Below are 14,917 nucleotides of genomic sequence, written 5' to 3'. Positions count from 1 at the left end.
TGCAGGGGGGACCCTGTGGGAGAGTAGGACGCCGCCGAACAATCATTCCAAAGAACCCCCCGATCCGTACGGATCGGGGGGTTCTTTGCGTTTCCAGGGGCATTCTCCGGCGGCATTCGCGATGGGTGGCTGCGGTTCGCCGGGGGGATTTCCCGACCGGGCGGGACGGAGTGCCGCACCGGGGTGGTGCTAGGTCCACCCCGGAATCGGGGTGCGACAGCCAGTGCCCCGCCCCTTGCCACCCGGCGACACTGGGTGGACGACGACCGGTACCGGCCCCAGGAGCACCCGTGACAGCAGCGAACCGAACGAGCGGCGCGGGCGTACGCGCTCAGACGGAGGCGGCCTTCCTGGCGGGCGGCCGCGGTCTGGTGCGGTTGGCGCTGGTGGCGCTGGGGGCGGTACCCACCGTCGCCCTGCCGATCCTGGCGGCGTCCTTCGCCGGTGCTGCGGTGAACTCCATGCTGGACCCCTATGAGCTGGGCACCGTGTTCACCCTGCTCGCGGCGGCCCTCGCGGGCGCGGCCACCGCCGGCCTGCTGGTGCGCCGGGTCGCGAACCGGACGCGCGGTCAACTCGCCCGCTGGTACGGGATCCGGCTGCCGGTCGAGTACGACCCCCGGCCGGCGCTGGAGCGGGACGAGCGCGGCCACTGGTGGACGGGGTACTCGTACCACCGCTCCCACGGCGTCGCGAAGCTCGCCCACCTGCTGCACTGGGCCGCCCGGGACCGGGCCACCCGGTCGGAGATCGCCTGGTTGGTGATCAGCCCGGCGGCCGCGGCCGCACTCGCCCTGCCGGTGGCCGGTCTGCTGGTGGGCGGGGCGGGCTACGCGGCGACCGCTCCGGTGGAATACCGGGAGTACGGGCCGATCGATCCGGCCGGCGCCTCCCCGCTGGTCTCGGTCGTCCTGGGGCTGCTGCTGATGGCGCTCGGCGTCGTGCTGGCGCCGTACGCGGTGCGGGGCTACGTGGAACTGGCCCGGCGGGTGCTGGACCAGGACGGCCGAGCCTCGCACGCCCAGCTGACCAAGCGGGTCGCCCAGCTGACGGAGACCCGGGCGGACGCGGCCGGCAACCAGGCGGCGGAACTGCGCCGGATCGAGCGGGACCTGCACGACGGCGCCCAGGCACGGCTGGTCGCGATCGGGATGACCCTCGGCACGATCGAACACCTGCTGGAGACCGACCCGGTGGCCGCCCGCGAACTCCTCTCCGAGGCCCGGCAGTCCTCGGCCCGGGCGCTCCAGGAGCTGCGCGACCTCGTGCGCGGCATCCACCCGCCGGTCCTCGCCGAGCGCGGACTGGGCGACGCGGTGCAGTTGCTGGCGCTGGACAGCGCCCTGCCGACCGAGGTGTGCGTGAGCCTCCCGGACCGGCTGCCGGCGCCGGTCGAGGCCGCCGTCTACTTCAGCATCTGCGAGCTGCTGGCCAACGCGGCCAAGCACTCGGGCGCGGAGCAGGTTTGGGTGGACATCCTCTACCGGGCCGGCAACCTGCGGGTCACGGTGACGGACGACGGCGTCGGTGTGGCGGATCCCAGCCGGGGCACCGGCCTGCGCGGGATCGAGCGGCGGTTGGGTACCTTCGACGGTGTCCTGGCCATCGACAGCACGTCGGGCGGTCCGACCACCATCACCTTGGAGCTGCCGTGCGAGTTGTCCTCGCCGAGGACCTCTACCTCCTTCGCGAAGGCCTGATCCGGCTGCTGGAAGCGCACGGCTTCACCATCGCGGCGGCGGTCGAGACCGGCCCCGAACTGCTGGACGCGCTGCTGACGCACCGGCCGGACGTCGCCGTGGTCGACGTCCGGCTGCCGCCGACGCTGACCGACGAGGGCCTGCAGGCCGCGCTCCAGGCGCGCCGGGAGATCCCGGGCCTGCCGGTGCTGGTGGTCTCGCAGCACGTGCAGCAGCTGTACGCACGGGAGCTGCTGGCGGACGGCACGGGTGGTGTCGGCTACCTGCTGAAGGACCGGGTCTTCAACGCGGACCAGTTCATCGACGCGGTCCGCCGGGTGGCGGCCGGCGGCACCGCGATGGACCCGGACGTGATTGCCAAGCTGGTACAGCGCACCTCGCGCCGGCCGGGCGCGCTCCACCACCTCTCACCGCGCGAGCGGGAGGTGCTGGAGCTGATGGCGGAGGGCTGCTCCAACTCGGCCATCGCGGCCCGGCTGGTGGTGAGCGACGGCGCGGTGGCGAAGCACATCGCCAACATCTTCACCAAGCTCGGTCTGGCCCCCGCCGACGACGCCAACCGCCGGGTCCAGGCCGTCCTCGCCTATCTCAACGGGACGGCGGGGCGACCGGCCTGACGCCCCGCCCGGTCGGTCGGCACCCGATCGGCACGCGGCCGACACCCGGTCGACACGGGGCCCGCGCCCGGTGTCCGCCGGGGCCGGTTCCACCCCGGGCTGCGAGGAAGCTGAAACAGCTGTACGAGTAAACTCCGGTGGGCCGAGCCCGGCGGCTGCTCGGTCGTCCGGCGCCCCGACCACCGGGAACCGGCGCCGAGGCAGCGCACGGCCGCAGCCGACACCCAGGGGTTGATAGACGTTATGGCACGCCCTCCGCTCACCAAGGCTCACCGCAGCCTGCTCGGGCTGGTCGCCGCCGGGGCCTGCCTGATCTCGGGCATCGGCTTCGCGGGTTCGTACAACGCGGTGCGGGAGCTGGCGTCCGAGAAGGGCTTCGGCGCCTTCTCCTACGCCTTCCCGATCGGTGTCGACGCCGGCATCGTCGTGCTGCTCGCGCTGGACCTCGTCCTGACCTGGCTCCGCATACCCTTCCCGCTGCTGCGGCAGACCGCCTGGCTGCTGACCGTCGCCACCATCGCGTTCAACGCGGCCGCCTCCTGGGGCGACCCGCTCGGGATGGGCATGCACGCCGTCATCCCGGTGCTGTTCGTGGTCGTGGTCGAGGCCTCCCGGCACGCGGTCGGCCGGATCGCCGCCATCACGGCCGACCGGCACATGGAGTCCGTCCGGCTGATGCGCTGGCTGCTCTCCCCGGTGCCGACCTTCCGGCTCTGGCGGCGGATGAAGCTCTGGGAGCTGCGCTCCTACGACGAGGTCGTCCGGCTGGAGCAGAACCGGCTGGTCTACCGGGCGCAGCTGCGCTTCCGGTACGGGCGCGGCTGGCGCCGCTCGGCGCCGATCCAGGCGCTGCTGCCGTTGAAGCTGGCCAAGTACGGGGTGCCACTGGACCCGGCGCTGCTGGACCGGCTGGACGAGGAGTCCCGAACGGCCACCGAGCTCCGGGAGAGCCGGACGCCGGCCGCCGCCATCCCGGTGGCCGCTGCCGCCGGCACCCAGCCGCAGGCGCAGCCGCTCGCGCAGGCACAGCCCGCGAACGCCCGGCCGGAGAATGCCCGGCCGGAGAACGCTCGGCCGGAGAACACTCGGCCGGAGAACGCCCGGCCCGAGGGCCTTCAGGTGGAGCAGGTCCGGTCCGAGGCGGCGGTGCCCGCCGTGGCGCCGGTGCCCGCGGAGGTGGCCGCGCCGATGCTGGCCAAGCTGGCCGCGGTGCGGCTGCGGGCCTCGCAGGAGCCGGCCGCCGAGGAGGAGCAGGCGCCGCCGCAGCCCCGGGAGGAGCTGAACGTCTGGACCGAGCGCCCGGTGCGGACCACCGGGCCGCAGGGCGACGGCTCCCCGGGCGGCCGGGTGCCGGGCCAGGCCTCGCCGTGGTTCAAGCCGCCGCGGGCGTCCGCCGCCCAGCCCGAGCCGCAGCCGGCGGCGCGCCCGGCCGCCCAGGCCGTCGCGCAGTCCGAGGTCCACACCGGTTCGGACGGCGTCGGCCACCCGGACGTCCTGCCGGAGTCCGGCTACGCCCAGGACCCCGAGTACGTCCGCGAGGCCGACTACCCGCGGGAGGAGGGCTTCGCCCCGGAGCCGGACGCGGCCGAGGGCTCCGGCCGCCCGTACGACTCCGCCTCCCGCCCGGCGCTGTCGCGGCTCGACCCCGAGCTCTGCTACACGGCGCTGGTCAGCTACATCGACACCTTCGAGAAGGAGCCCAGCCCGCAGCGTCTCGCGGACTGGCTGACCAAGGAGTACGGCGTGACCGGCACCCGGCCGGACGGCTCGGTGCACCACAAGGACGTCGCCGAGCTCTTCCCCGAGCTGCGCGACCGCTACGCCGCCGCCGGGAGGGACTGACCGGCCGACCCGCCCAGGAGCCGGAGCTGCCGCCCGCCCGTCCGCCGCTCGGTCGGCCATTGACGCCCGACCCCGGCGGGGCTACCTTCGCCTCAACAAACTGTTGAAGCGCTGGTTCGGCACGGAGGAGTACGGATGTCGCAGGTCGAGGTGGACGGTACCGGTCCGGCGGGCGGAGCCTCGTTCTCCGGAGCGGCGCGTGCCGCGGTGGAGGCGCTGCTCGCCCCGGTCGACGCCGACCTGGCCCGCCGCTACCCGGGCGACTCCGGCAGCCGGCAGCCGGTCCACACCGTCTACGTCCCGGCCGACGCCTTCGGTGCCGACACCGTCCGCGACTGGGGCCGACAGGCGCTGGAGGCGTTCGACACGCACGCCGGTACCCCGGCGGCCCTGGCCGGCGCGCTCGGCGTGGCCGACGACGCGCTGCTCGCCGACGTGCACGCCCGGGTCCGCGCCAAGCTGGAGCGGGAGCCGGTCGAGGACCTGCGGATCGACTTCGAGGACGGCTACGGCCCCCGGCCCGACGCCGAGGAGGACGCGGCCGCCGTCCGGACCGCCGAGCTGATCGCGGCCGCCGTGGCGGACGGCAGCGCCCCGCCGTACATCGGCATCCGGATCAAGTGCATGGAGGCGGCCGTCCGCGACCGCGGCATCCGCACCCTGGAGCTGTTCCTGACCACCCTGCTGGCCTCCGGCGGCCTGCCCGAGGGGCTGGTGCTCACGCTGCCCAAGGTGACCTACGCCGAGCAGGTCACCGCGCTGGTCCGGCTGCTGGCGGACTTCGAGCGCTCGGCGGGGCTGCCGGCCGGCCGGATCGGCTTCGAGATCCAGATCGAGACCACCCAGGCGATCCTCGGCCCCGACGGCCGGGCCACCGTGGCCCGGATGATCGAGGCCGCCGAGGGGCGGGCCACCGGTCTGCACTACGGGACCTTCGACTACAGCGCCGCCTGCGGGGTCGGCGCCGCCTACCAGAGCATGGACCACCCGGCCGCCGACCACGCCAAGGCGGTGATGCAGGTGGCCGCCGCGGGTACCGGCGTCCGGCTCTCCGACGGGTCGACCAACGTCATCCCGACCGGGTCCACCGAGCAGGTGCACGCCGCCTGGAAGCTCCACCACGACCTGGTCCGCCGCTCGTTGGCCCGTGCCTACTACCAGGGCTGGGACATGCACCCGGCGCACCTGCCGACCCGTTACGTCGCGGTGTACTCCTTCTACCGCGAGGGCCTGGCGGCCGCCGCCGCCCGGCTGGCGGCGTACGTCGCCAAGACCGGCGGCGACGTGATGGACGAGCCGGCGACCGCCCGGGCGCTCAGCGGCTACCTGCTGCGCGGGCTGGACTGCGGGGCGGTCGACCTCGCCGAGGTCCTCTCGCTCACCGGTCTGGACCGCGCCCGGCTGGACGCGCTGGCCGGCCGCTGAGCCCTCCCGGCCCCGCTCCGAGTCGTCCCTGCTCCGACTCGCCGCCGCCCCGAGTCGTCCCTGCTCCGACCCGGCGCTCTCCGGCTCGGACCGGTGACCGGACGGGCAGGGCCTAGGCTGGCGGTGGCGCCCCGGAACCACGTGGGGCCGCCGCCAGCCTTCGCCGTCTTCCGGGAGAGCCGCCGCACCATGTCCGCCACGTCGGAGCCGACCCCGAGGCAGTACCTGACCATCCGGCACGCGGGCAGCCACGAGATCGAGATCAAGAAGTCCCGCTTCATCTGCCACCTCGCCCGGGTCACCGACGAGGACGAGGCGCAGGCGTTCATCGCGGGCATCCGCAAGCAGTACTGGGACGCGCGGCACAACTGCACCGCCTTCGTGGTCGGCGACGAGCAGCGGCGCGAGCGCTCCAGCGACGACGGGGAGCCCGGCGGTACGGCCGGGGTGCCGATGCTGGAGGTGCTGCGCCGGCGCGGGCTGACCGACACCGCGGCCGTGGTGACCAGGTACTTCGGCGGGATCAAGCTCGGGGCGGGCGGCCTGGTCCGGGCCTACGGGAGTGCGGTGTCGGAGGCGGTGGACGCGGTCGGGCTGCTGGAGCGGCGGCCGGTGGCGCTGCTCGCGGTCGCGGCGGACCACACCCGGGCCGGGCGGGTCGAGAACGACCTGCGGGCGGCCGGCTACACGGTGAGCGACCTCGCGTACGAGGCGGCCGGGGTGCGGATCGAGGTCGGGGTGCCGGAGCCGGAGGTGGCCGAATTCCGCACCTGGCTGGCCGAGGCGACCGGCGGTACCGCGGTGGCGGTGGCGGCGGGTCGGACGTATGTCGAGGTGCCGGTCTGAGCGGGTTCCCCGCGGCGCGGGGGTGACGCTCGGGCCGGGGTTCGCGGAGCGACCGGGCCGGGGGCCGGACAGACTTTCGGCCAGATCGGGTCCGGCCGGGTTCCCGTCCTCCCGCACCCTGCCTAGCCTGGGCGGATCGCCGACCAGGAGGCCGAGCCGAGATGTCCCTCGTCCAGACCATCACCCTGCCCCCGGGCGCCAGTACCGGCTGGCACTACCACCCGGGCCGGGTCGACGTGGTGGTGCTGTCGGGGACGCTGACCCGGACCCTGCACGACGGCCGGGTCGAGGTCAGCCGGGCGGGCGAGTCGCTGGTCGAGGAGGCGGGGCCGGTCCACGTCCACGTCGGCCGCAACCACGGGACCGTCCCCGTGGTGCTGATCGCCGATTACGACGCCCCGGAGGGCTGCCCGCTGGCGGTGCCGGTCGCCGAACCGGAGTGGAGCCGCAGCGGCGCGGGCCGCGCGGAGGGCTGAGACCGGCCGCAGCAGAAGCCGGTCCGGTCCGGCGGTCGGCTTGAGCAGATTCACTCGAACGTATTGACGTGGCCCGGAGTTGGAACTTCCGCTCCGGGCTGTGGCGTTTCCTGGGCAAGGATCCGGCAAGAACCGGACGAACACACCCCCATCGATGGAGGACGACAGACCCCACCACCGCACCACGGAGGTATGCGCATGACCTCAGACCGTTCCTCGTCGCCCGCCCGCGCCGGTCTGCCCGGCCCCAGGGGCCTCGCGACGCCCTATCGGATGACCGTCACCACCGCGCTCCCGCACGCCGACGCCGTGGCCCTGGCGGACCAGCGCCTCGCCGCCTGGCTGAAACACGAAGGCTGTGAGGAGCCCCCGCCGGCCGCCCACCGGTCCGTCGCCGCCGAGGCCGCCGAAGTCCCCGCCGAACGCCTGCGCCTGGGCGACCGGGTCCTGCTCGACCGCGACGGCGGCCCCCTGCGGGGCGGCCCGGGAGCCGGGCGCTACGACCGCCGCCGGCTGCGCACCCCGGCCCCGCACGGCACCCACCAACTCACGCTGACCACGGCGACCGGCTCCGACGGCCGCACCTGGGTCCGGCTGGAGGCCGAGACGCACACCACCGGCACCGGGGTACGGACGCCGTGCCGGGTGCCGGTGCCCGAACTCGCCTGCAGTCTGCTGCCGCTGCTGGACGCCACCGACGGCCCGGCCGCCGTCCAGTCGGAGCCGAGGGTGCTGACCGCCGCCGAGGTCGACGGCCTGATCGATGCACTCTGCGATCCGGAGCGCCGGCTGCCCGTCGTGGTGGCGAGCGTCCCGGTCAATCACGACCTCGACAGCTGGGTGGAGGACGTCGTCCGCCCGCTCTGCCGCCAACTCCCCGGCCTCGCCACCACCTACGTCCTGGATCCGGGCGCCCGTACCGAGTTCAACGTCGCACTGGAGTACCACACCGTCTACGGCGGGGCGGTGCGCACCTATCAGCCCGAGGTCGATCCGGCCTCCCGGTCGGACGGTGCGCGGCATCCGGTGCTGGCCCGCCACCGGATCGAGGAGGACCTGCGCCGGGCGGCCGGGCTGCTGGCCCGCGAACCGCGCCGGCTCGCCGCCGAGCTGCCGCTGCCGGCACCGCTGGCCGCCGTCCCGGTGCTGCGGGTGCCCGCGACCGCGGCCCGTCCGGGCACCGGCCCGGAGGACGCCACCGCCCGGGCCGAGCGGGCGGCGCTCGCCCACGAGGAGCAGCAGGACCACGCCGAGCAGCAGGCGAGGGCCGACGAGCTGGAGCGGGTGCGGCACAGCCTGCGCCGGGAGCGCCGCCGGGGCCGCCGGGTGCCGTCGGCGGCCGACGAGCCGCCGGGCGGGTCGGTCACCGGGCCGCGCCGGGGCGTCCAGTCCCGCGGGCCGGCCGGTCGGCTCTGCGTCGGCCCGGGTTCGGCGGGGCGCCGCCCGGCCGCGCCCGGCGCGGGCAGCAGACCGGGCTCACCGGGCGCTCCCGGGTTCCGGGCGGTACCGGACAGCTTCACCGAACTGATGGCCCGGTTGGACGAGTTCCCGCTGCTCACCTTCACCGGGGACCAGAAGAGCGCGCTCGCCCTGGACGACCTGCGGTGCGCCGGGGCCGGCTGGGCCCGGCTCACCTGGGGCGGTCTGACGTCCCTGCAGGAGTACGCCGAGGCGGCGGTGCGCGGCGAGGCGGGCGGCGACTTCAAGCAGTGGTGCGAGCACACCCCGGCCGGCCGCCACCGCTTCCCGCCCCGCAAGGCGGTGCGCGGGGAGTCACGGACGGTCTTCAGCCACACCAAGTGGAAGCGCGAGCGGATACTTCCGGTACCGGAGTGCGTGGACGCCTCCCGGCGGGCGTTCATGGGCGCGCACCTGCGGATCGGCGGTGGGCGGACGGCCCCGCGGCTGCACTACCTCGACGACTGTTCGGGCAGTGGCCGGATCTATGTCGGTTACATCGGCCTGCACCTGACCAACACCCGGACCAACTGAGAGGCTTGGCTGACCGGTGCGCCCGTTCGGTGGACAATGTCCGGCAGGGGCGGCCCGTAGGCTCGCCGGCCGCCCCGGGCAGGCGCCGGACGAGCATGGGGGAACCGCGACCGATGCAGCACTCAGCAGACGGCCAGCCCGACGGCGCCGTGATGGCCCCCCAACCCGGCTTCCTGGCCTCGGTCTTCCGTGACCTCGGCGTCAGCGGCCCGGACGGTCCGGACGGATCCGACGGATCGTCCGGGCCCGACGGGCCTGACGGGCCTGACGGGCCTGACGGGCCTGACGGGCCTGATGGTCCGTACGGGCTCGACGGGCCACCCGGCTCGCCGGGCCCGGCCGACCGGGCGGCCGGCGGTCATGGCGGCCCGGACGGTCTGACCGGCGCGGACGGCCTGACCGGCCCGGAGGGCGCGGACGAGGCGGTCGCCGCGCACACCCGGGCCGCCGCGCTGACCCACCACCGGTCCGTCACCGTCCGGGCCGAGCACGAGCGGCTCGCGGACCTCCTGCGGCGGGCCGCGCTGCCCGTCTCGGCGATGGACTTCGAGAGCCAGCTCCGCCACTACGAGCCGAGGCCCTACCCGGCCACCGGCCCGGGCGGCGGCGAGGCCGACGCCGAACCGCGCTGGGCGGACTACGCGCCCGAGCGGCCGGCCGGGGCCGACCCCGACGAGCCGCCGACCCGGCGACTGCTGGACTCCGGCTTCCAGCGCGAGCTGGCCCAGGCCCGGCTCACCCACCAGCGTGCCCTCCGGGAGTGGCGCACCCGGCGGGCCGGGGCCGACCGCCCGGCCGAGGACGAGTCGCGGCGGGTCCACGAGCAGGCCGAGCAGGCCAGGGCCCGCGCGGTCCGCGAGTACAACGAGACCCTGGAGGAGTGCCGGCGGGCGTACCGGCTGGCCGAGCCGGCCGCGGTCGAGTCCCTGCTGGAGCGGGCGCTGGCGGCCGCCGAGACGGCCACCCAGGACGTACCCGCGCCCTGCCGGGCGGTCTTCCGCCCGCTCACCCGCACCGCCGTGCTCGACCTCGACCTGCCGTCCCTCGACCTCGTGCCGTCGCTGACCGGGTACCGGCTCGCCCCGGACGGCGAGATACTCCCGGTGCCGCGCCCGCCGGCCGACCGGGCCACCGACTACCTGCGGCTGGTCGCCCGGCTGGCCCTGCGCGCGCTGCAGGCCGCCGATGCCGTCGACACCGACGAGATACTGGCCGGGGTGGTGCTGAACGGCTGGCTGCGCGAGTCCGCCGGAGCGGAGCCGCTCTGCCTGGTGAGCGTGGACGCCGACCGCGACGCCCTCGCCCGGACCAGGCTGCTGCCGGCGGCCGCCCCCTACGAGGAGCACGACGGCGAGGGCGTCTACGCGGACGCCGAACAGGACGAGGCACTGGTCCGGCTGCGCCAGCTCGGCGCCGCCGTGACCCCGGACCCCTACGCCAGGGCGGGCGTCGAACCGGCCGCCCTGGCGGGCGCCACCGTGCCGTCCGCGCCGGACCTCTCGGCGAACGAGTTCGCCCACCTGGTCCGCGAACTGCTCACCCGCGGCGGGCTGGAGCAGTGGAGCGTACGACTGCGCGGCCCGGCGGGCCTGGTCGCCACCGGGGAGGGGGCGGCGGGCAGCGCGCTGCCCGGGCGCTGGGTGGTCTGGGCCTCCCGCGGGTCCGGGGCGGTGGGCGAGGAGGAGATCAGGACCTTGGCGGAGGCCGTCCGCGAGGAGTCCGCCGAGCGCGGTCTACGGCTGACCACCGGCCGGTTCACCGACGAGGCGCTCGACCTCACCGGCGAGGACGGGCACCAGCACATCCATCTGGTCGACGGCGACGGCGTGCGGGAGCTCGCCCGCGCCCACCTCGGGCTGCCGCTCGCCTCCGGTCACTGAACGGGCCCGGCCGGGCCGCGAGCCCGACGGGTGCCCGGGTGCTCTCACGGCTCACCCTCACGGACCGTCCGGCGGGCGGCGCCCCGGGCACCGGGCGAGGCTGGGGGCACCGGCACCGGGGCGTTCCCGGCCCGGGTCGTCCGGCACCGTTCGGCGGTCGGCCCCGGCGAGCCACCGGGGCACGGGACGCCCGGGACGCCCGGGGGTTGCCCGGGACGCTCAGGACACGGGGGAGGCGAGGGGATGCGTACGGTCTCCGGTACGGGGGAGGTGGGATGACCGCGATCCTGGTCGCCGCCGGCGCTTTCCTGATGACGCTCATCGGTGGCTACGTCGCCCAGCGCACCGGTGACCGGCGCCATCTGGTGCTCGGGTTCGCCGCCGGGCTGATGCTCGGGGTGGTGGCCTTCGACCTGCTGCCGGAGGCGCTGCACCAGGCGCCCGGGGAGATCCACGGCGTCCCGCAGGCGCTGCTGATGTTCGCGGCCGGGTTCCTGGCGATCCACGTCGTCGAGCGGGCGGTCGCCATCCACCGCGGCCACGAGGGCGAGTACGCCGCGCACACGCACGGCCACCAGCACGTCCACACCCATGCGCACGCCCAACCGGCGGTCGCCGAGGGAACGTCCGCGCCGGGGATCGGGCTGACCGCGGCGCTCGCCCTAGTCGGCCACAGCGTGATGGACGGCTTCGCGATCGGCGCGGCCTTCCAGGCCGGGACCACCGTCGGGACGGTGGTCGCCGTCGCCGTGGTGGCCCACGACTTCGCCGACGGCTTCAACACCTACACGATCACCCGGCTGTACGGGAACGACCGCCGGCGGGCGCTGACCCTGCTCGCGGCCGACGCGCTGGCACCGGTGACCGGCGCCGCGATCACCCTGCTCTTCACCATCCCCGAGCAACTGCTCGGCCTCTACCTCGGGTTCTTCGCCGGCTTCCTGCTCTACCTGGCGACCTCCGACATCCTCCCAGAGGCGCACAGCCCGCACCCCTCGCGCGCCACCCTGCTCTGCACCATCCTCGGGGTGGGCTTCATGTGGCTGGTGATCGGGTTCGCCGGCTGAACAGCCGGACCCGGGCAGCCCGGGCGCCGCACACCCGGCCCGGGCGGCCCCTCACCCGGGCCGGGCGCGCGCTCACGCCGCCAGGGCGGCCCACCGGTCCCGCATAGCGGCCAGCGCCTCGGTGATCGCCGGCCGCCGGGAGGCCTGGGCGCGCCAGAGCGCGAACACCCGCCGGGCCGGCTCCGGCACGACCGGCCGGGCGACCACCCCCGGCGGCAGGGCGCCCCGGCCGAGCCGCGGCACCAGCCCCATCCCCAGACCCGCCGCGATCAGCGCGATCTGGGTCTCGAACTCGCCGACCTGGTAGCGCACGTCGGGCTCCTCGCCGACCTCGCGCAGCGTGCGGACCAGCCAGTCGTGGCAGATGTTGCCCGGCGGCACGCTGATCCAGCACTGCCCGCGGAGCCGCTCCACCGGGACCACGGCCTCCCCGGCCAGCGGGTGCGCGGCGGGCAGCAGCAGGTCCACCGGATCCGGGCCGAAGTCCAGCCGGACCAGGCCCTCCTGCACCGGCAGCGGCACGGTCGGCCAGTCCTGGACCAGCGCCAGGTCCACCTCGCCCCGGGCCACCAGCTCGGCCGCCGGGTACGGGTCGCTCTCCAGCAGCCGGACGTCCAGGTCAGGGCAGCGCTCGCGCAGGTCGGCGAGCGCGCCCGGCATCAGTCCGCGCGCGCCGGTGGCGAAGGCGGCCACCAGGAGCCGCCCGACCGCCCGGCCGCGCTGCTCCTCCAGCCGCACCTGGGCCTGTTCCACCAGGCCCAGCACCGCCTGCGCGGTGACGGCCAGCTCGCGGGCGGCGTCGGTCAGCACCACGCCCCGGCCCTGACGCTCCAGCAGCACCGTCCGGGTCTCGCGCTCCAGTTTGGCGATCTGCTGCGAGACCGCCGACGGCGTGAAGCCGAGCGAGGCCGCCGCCCCGCCCACCGAACCGTGTACGGCCACCGCGTGCAGCGCCCGCAGGCGTCCCAGATCCATCATGCAGCAATGCTAAAGCCCGCCCTTCAGAATTCATCGCTGGTGCTACACGGTTGATGGCGGCCATCCTCGACCCATGACCGCAACACCGGCCGCCCCCGGCGGCAGCATGAGACCGCGTCACATCGCGCTGGCCGTCCTGGTCGCCGCCGTCTGGGGCCTCAACTTCGTCCTGATCCACGTCGGCCTGGAGAACTTCCCGCCGCTGCTCTTCTGCGCCCTGCGCTTCGCGGTGGTCGCCGTCCCGGCGGTCTTCTTCGTCGGCCCGCCGCGCGTGGCGTGGCGGTGGGTCCTCGGGGTCGGCCTGGTGCTCGGGGTGGTCAAGTTCGGACTGCTCTTCCTCGGCATGCACGCCGGGATGCCGGCCGGGCTCTCCTCGCTGGTCCTGCAGGGCCAGGCGGTCTTCACCGCACTGTTCGCCGCCGTCCTGCTGGGCGAGCGGCCCGGCCCGCAGCGCCTGGCCGGCCTCGGGATCGCGCTCGCCGGCATCGGACTGAGCGCCGTCGACCACGGCGTCGGCGGCCCGGTCGGGGCCTTCGTCCTGGTCGTCCTCGCCGCCGTCGCCTGGGGGCTGTCCAACGTGCTGACCCGCAAGGCCGCCCCGCGCGACGCGCTGCGCTGGATGGTCTGGGTCAGCGCCGTCCCGCCGCTGCCGCTGCTCGGGCTCTCGCTGCTGGTCGAGGGCCCGGCCGCCGACCTGCGGGCACTGCGCGACCTCACCCCGGCCGGACTGGGCGCGATCGGGTACGTCGGACTGGTCTCCACCCTGTTCGGCTTCGTCGCCTGGAGCTTCCTGCTGCGCAGCTACGACGCCACCACGGTCGCGCCCTACTCGCTGCTGGTCCCGGTGTTCGGGATGTCCTCCGCCTGGCTGCTGCTCGGTGAGCGGATCGGCCCGGTGGCCGGCTGCGCGGCGCTGCTGGTGATCGCCGGGATCGGGATCACCGCGCTGCGCCCGGGGGCGCTGTCCGGCGCGGCGGCATGGTGGCCGCGTACGCGCTCTCGGCGGAGCGCAGCGCTCGCAGCAGGGCGTCCTGGTCGGCCGGGTTGATCGGGCCGAAGTACTCCTGCGCCACCTCGTGCCGGACCTGCCCGATCCGCTCCACCGCCGACCGGCCGGCCGTCGTCAGCACGATCCGGACGGCGCGCCGGTCGGCCGGGTCCGGGGTGCGCTCGACCAGCCCCGCCTCCTCCAGCGCGTCCACCACGGTGGTGGCCGAACGGGGGGCGATGTGCAGCCGCTCCGCCAGGTCGCCCAGGCGCATGGCGCGGTCCGGCAGCTCGCAACCGGGGGCGTGCGCGAGGGTGCGCAGGGCGCGGCCCTGACCGGGGGTGATGCCGAAGGGCTCCAGGCGCTCGCTGGTGAGGCGGCGGATCCGCTTGATCGCCCTGGTCATCGCGTCGGCGAGCTCGGCGGTGGTGTCCTGGGCCGCGGTGTCCTGGGCCGCGGTGTCCTGCACTGCGGTGCCGTCCGGCGCGACGGTGAGGTCCGGGGCCGCGGCGCCCTCCCGGGCGGTGCCGGGGCCGGTGGAGGAGCTCCCCGCGTCGTCGGTCGGCGTGGTGGTCATGGGGGCTCTCCTCGGCAGGTGTCGACCAAGGGTATCGGCCGGTCCGGGGGCGGGAGCAGGGCAGGACGCGCCACGGACGAGGGCTCCGTAAAGTTGTTGAGTCTGGCTCACTATCTGGGTTAGCTTGGTTCCGAGTGAGGGCAACCTAAGTTCCCTCCCGTGATTCTGGAGGGCCCGTGCCCCGTTCCGAAGCCCGCGTCGCCACCGACCGGTCCGCCCGCTACGCCAAGCAGCTCGCCGCCCACATGGGACGCAAGATCGAAGCCGACTGGTCGGAGGAGACCGGTCGCGGCACCCTGACCTTCGGCCGCGGCACCGCCACGCTGGAGGCCGCCCCCGACGCCCTGCTGCTCACCGTCGAGGGCGAGACCGAGAACCTGCCGGGCCTGGAGGACGTGGTCGGCCGTCACCTGGTCCGCTTCGGCGCCCGCGACGAGCTGGTCGTCAGCTGGCAGCGCGACAACGGCGAGCCCGGCCTCGCCCAGCGCAACGATGAGCCCGCCGAGGGCTAGCTGATTGATTCCAAGGG

13 protein-coding genes are annotated in these 14,917 nt (G+C 75.3%); 11 read left to right on the top strand and 2 right to left on the bottom strand.

Annotated features, from left to right (window positions below; genetic code table 11):
• Positions 1-290 precede the first annotated feature (290 nt).
• The 9 genes from ACIF6L_RS35815 to ACIF6L_RS35775 all read left to right on the top strand — a co-directional run bounded on the left by ACIF6L_RS35815 (position 291) and on the right by ACIF6L_RS35775 (position 11,845).
• The gene (locus tag ACIF6L_RS35815) at positions 291-1,700 is read left to right on the top strand and encodes a sensor histidine kinase (protein WP_396491735.1); all 1,410 of its coding nucleotides are present in this window, start codon (positions 291-293) and stop codon (positions 1,698-1,700) included.
• Entirely contained in the window at positions 1,652-2,317 is a 666-nt protein-coding gene (locus tag ACIF6L_RS35810; protein ID WP_329487739.1) for a response regulator transcription factor, read from the top strand. The genes ACIF6L_RS35815 and ACIF6L_RS35810 overlap by 49 nt, the downstream gene beginning before the upstream one ends.
• A 243-nt stretch (positions 2,318-2,560) precedes the next feature.
• The gene (locus ACIF6L_RS35805) at positions 2,561-4,159 is read left to right on the top strand and encodes a DUF2637 domain-containing protein (protein WP_396491734.1); all 1,599 of its coding nucleotides are present in this window, start codon (positions 2,561-2,563) and stop codon (positions 4,157-4,159) included.
• 135 nt (positions 4,160-4,294) lie between these two features.
• Positions 4,295-5,584, top strand: coding sequence for a DUF6986 family protein (locus ACIF6L_RS35800; protein ID WP_380389418.1), 1,290 nt, complete (start codon positions 4,295-4,297; stop codon positions 5,582-5,584).
• 189 nt (positions 5,585-5,773) lie between these two features.
• Positions 5,774-6,430 (top strand): YigZ family protein, encoded by a 657-nt coding sequence (locus ACIF6L_RS35795; protein WP_396491732.1) that lies wholly within the window; start codon positions 5,774-5,776, stop codon positions 6,428-6,430.
• Positions 6,431-6,591: 161 nt separating this feature from the next.
• Complete coding sequence (locus ACIF6L_RS35790) at positions 6,592-6,906, top strand: cupin domain-containing protein (RefSeq protein WP_329487735.1); 315 nt, start codon at positions 6,592-6,594, stop codon at positions 6,904-6,906.
• Between the two features lie 198 nt (positions 6,907-7,104).
• Positions 7,105-8,898 (top strand): hypothetical protein, encoded by a 1,794-nt coding sequence (locus tag ACIF6L_RS35785; RefSeq protein ID WP_396491731.1) that lies wholly within the window; start codon positions 7,105-7,107, stop codon positions 8,896-8,898.
• A gap of 113 nt (positions 8,899-9,011) precedes the next feature.
• Positions 9,012-10,778 carry a restriction endonuclease gene (locus tag ACIF6L_RS35780; protein ID WP_396491730.1) on the top strand — a complete coding sequence of 589 codons (1,767 nt, stop codon included), beginning with the start codon at positions 9,012-9,014 and terminating at the stop codon, positions 10,776-10,778.
• A gap of 275 nt (positions 10,779-11,053) precedes the next feature.
• The gene (locus ACIF6L_RS35775) at positions 11,054-11,845 is read left to right on the top strand and encodes a ZIP family metal transporter (protein WP_352288042.1); all 792 of its coding nucleotides are present in this window, start codon (positions 11,054-11,056) and stop codon (positions 11,843-11,845) included.
• A 72-nt stretch (positions 11,846-11,917) separates the two neighbouring features.
• On the opposite strand, the gene ACIF6L_RS35770 is transcribed toward ACIF6L_RS35775, so the two are convergent.
• The gene (locus ACIF6L_RS35770; protein ID WP_352288039.1) at positions 11,918-12,823 is read right to left on the bottom strand and encodes a LysR family transcriptional regulator; all 906 of its coding nucleotides are present in this window, start codon (positions 12,821-12,823) and stop codon (positions 11,918-11,920) included.
• 106 nt (positions 12,824-12,929) lie between these two features.
• On the opposite strand from ACIF6L_RS35770, the gene ACIF6L_RS35765 reads away from it, so the two are divergent.
• The gene (locus ACIF6L_RS35765) at positions 12,930-13,871 is read left to right on the top strand and encodes an EamA family transporter (RefSeq protein WP_359808495.1); all 942 of its coding nucleotides are present in this window, start codon (positions 12,930-12,932) and stop codon (positions 13,869-13,871) included.
• Here ACIF6L_RS35765 and ACIF6L_RS35760 read toward each other — a convergent pair.
• Positions 13,762-14,388 (bottom strand): MarR family winged helix-turn-helix transcriptional regulator, encoded by a 627-nt coding sequence (locus tag ACIF6L_RS35760; RefSeq protein WP_396491729.1) that lies wholly within the window; start codon positions 14,386-14,388, stop codon positions 13,762-13,764. The two genes, ACIF6L_RS35765 and ACIF6L_RS35760, sit on opposite strands and share 110 nt — an antisense overlap.
• Positions 14,389-14,564: 176 nt before the next feature.
• On the opposite strand from ACIF6L_RS35760, the gene ACIF6L_RS35755 reads away from it, so the two are divergent.
• On the top strand, positions 14,565-14,900 hold the full coding sequence (locus tag ACIF6L_RS35755) for a DUF2218 domain-containing protein (protein ID WP_396491728.1): 336 nt from the start codon (positions 14,565-14,567) through the stop codon (positions 14,898-14,900).
• Positions 14,901-14,917: the final 17 nt, after the last annotated feature.

The sequence above is a fragment of the Kitasatospora sp. NPDC086009 genome (genome assembly GCF_044540385.1).
Lineage (GTDB): Bacteria > Actinomycetota > Actinomycetes > Streptomycetales > Streptomycetaceae > Kitasatospora.
The sequence above is the reverse complement of the archived record's forward strand: the minus strand, read 5'-3'. Positions and strand labels throughout refer to the sequence as shown.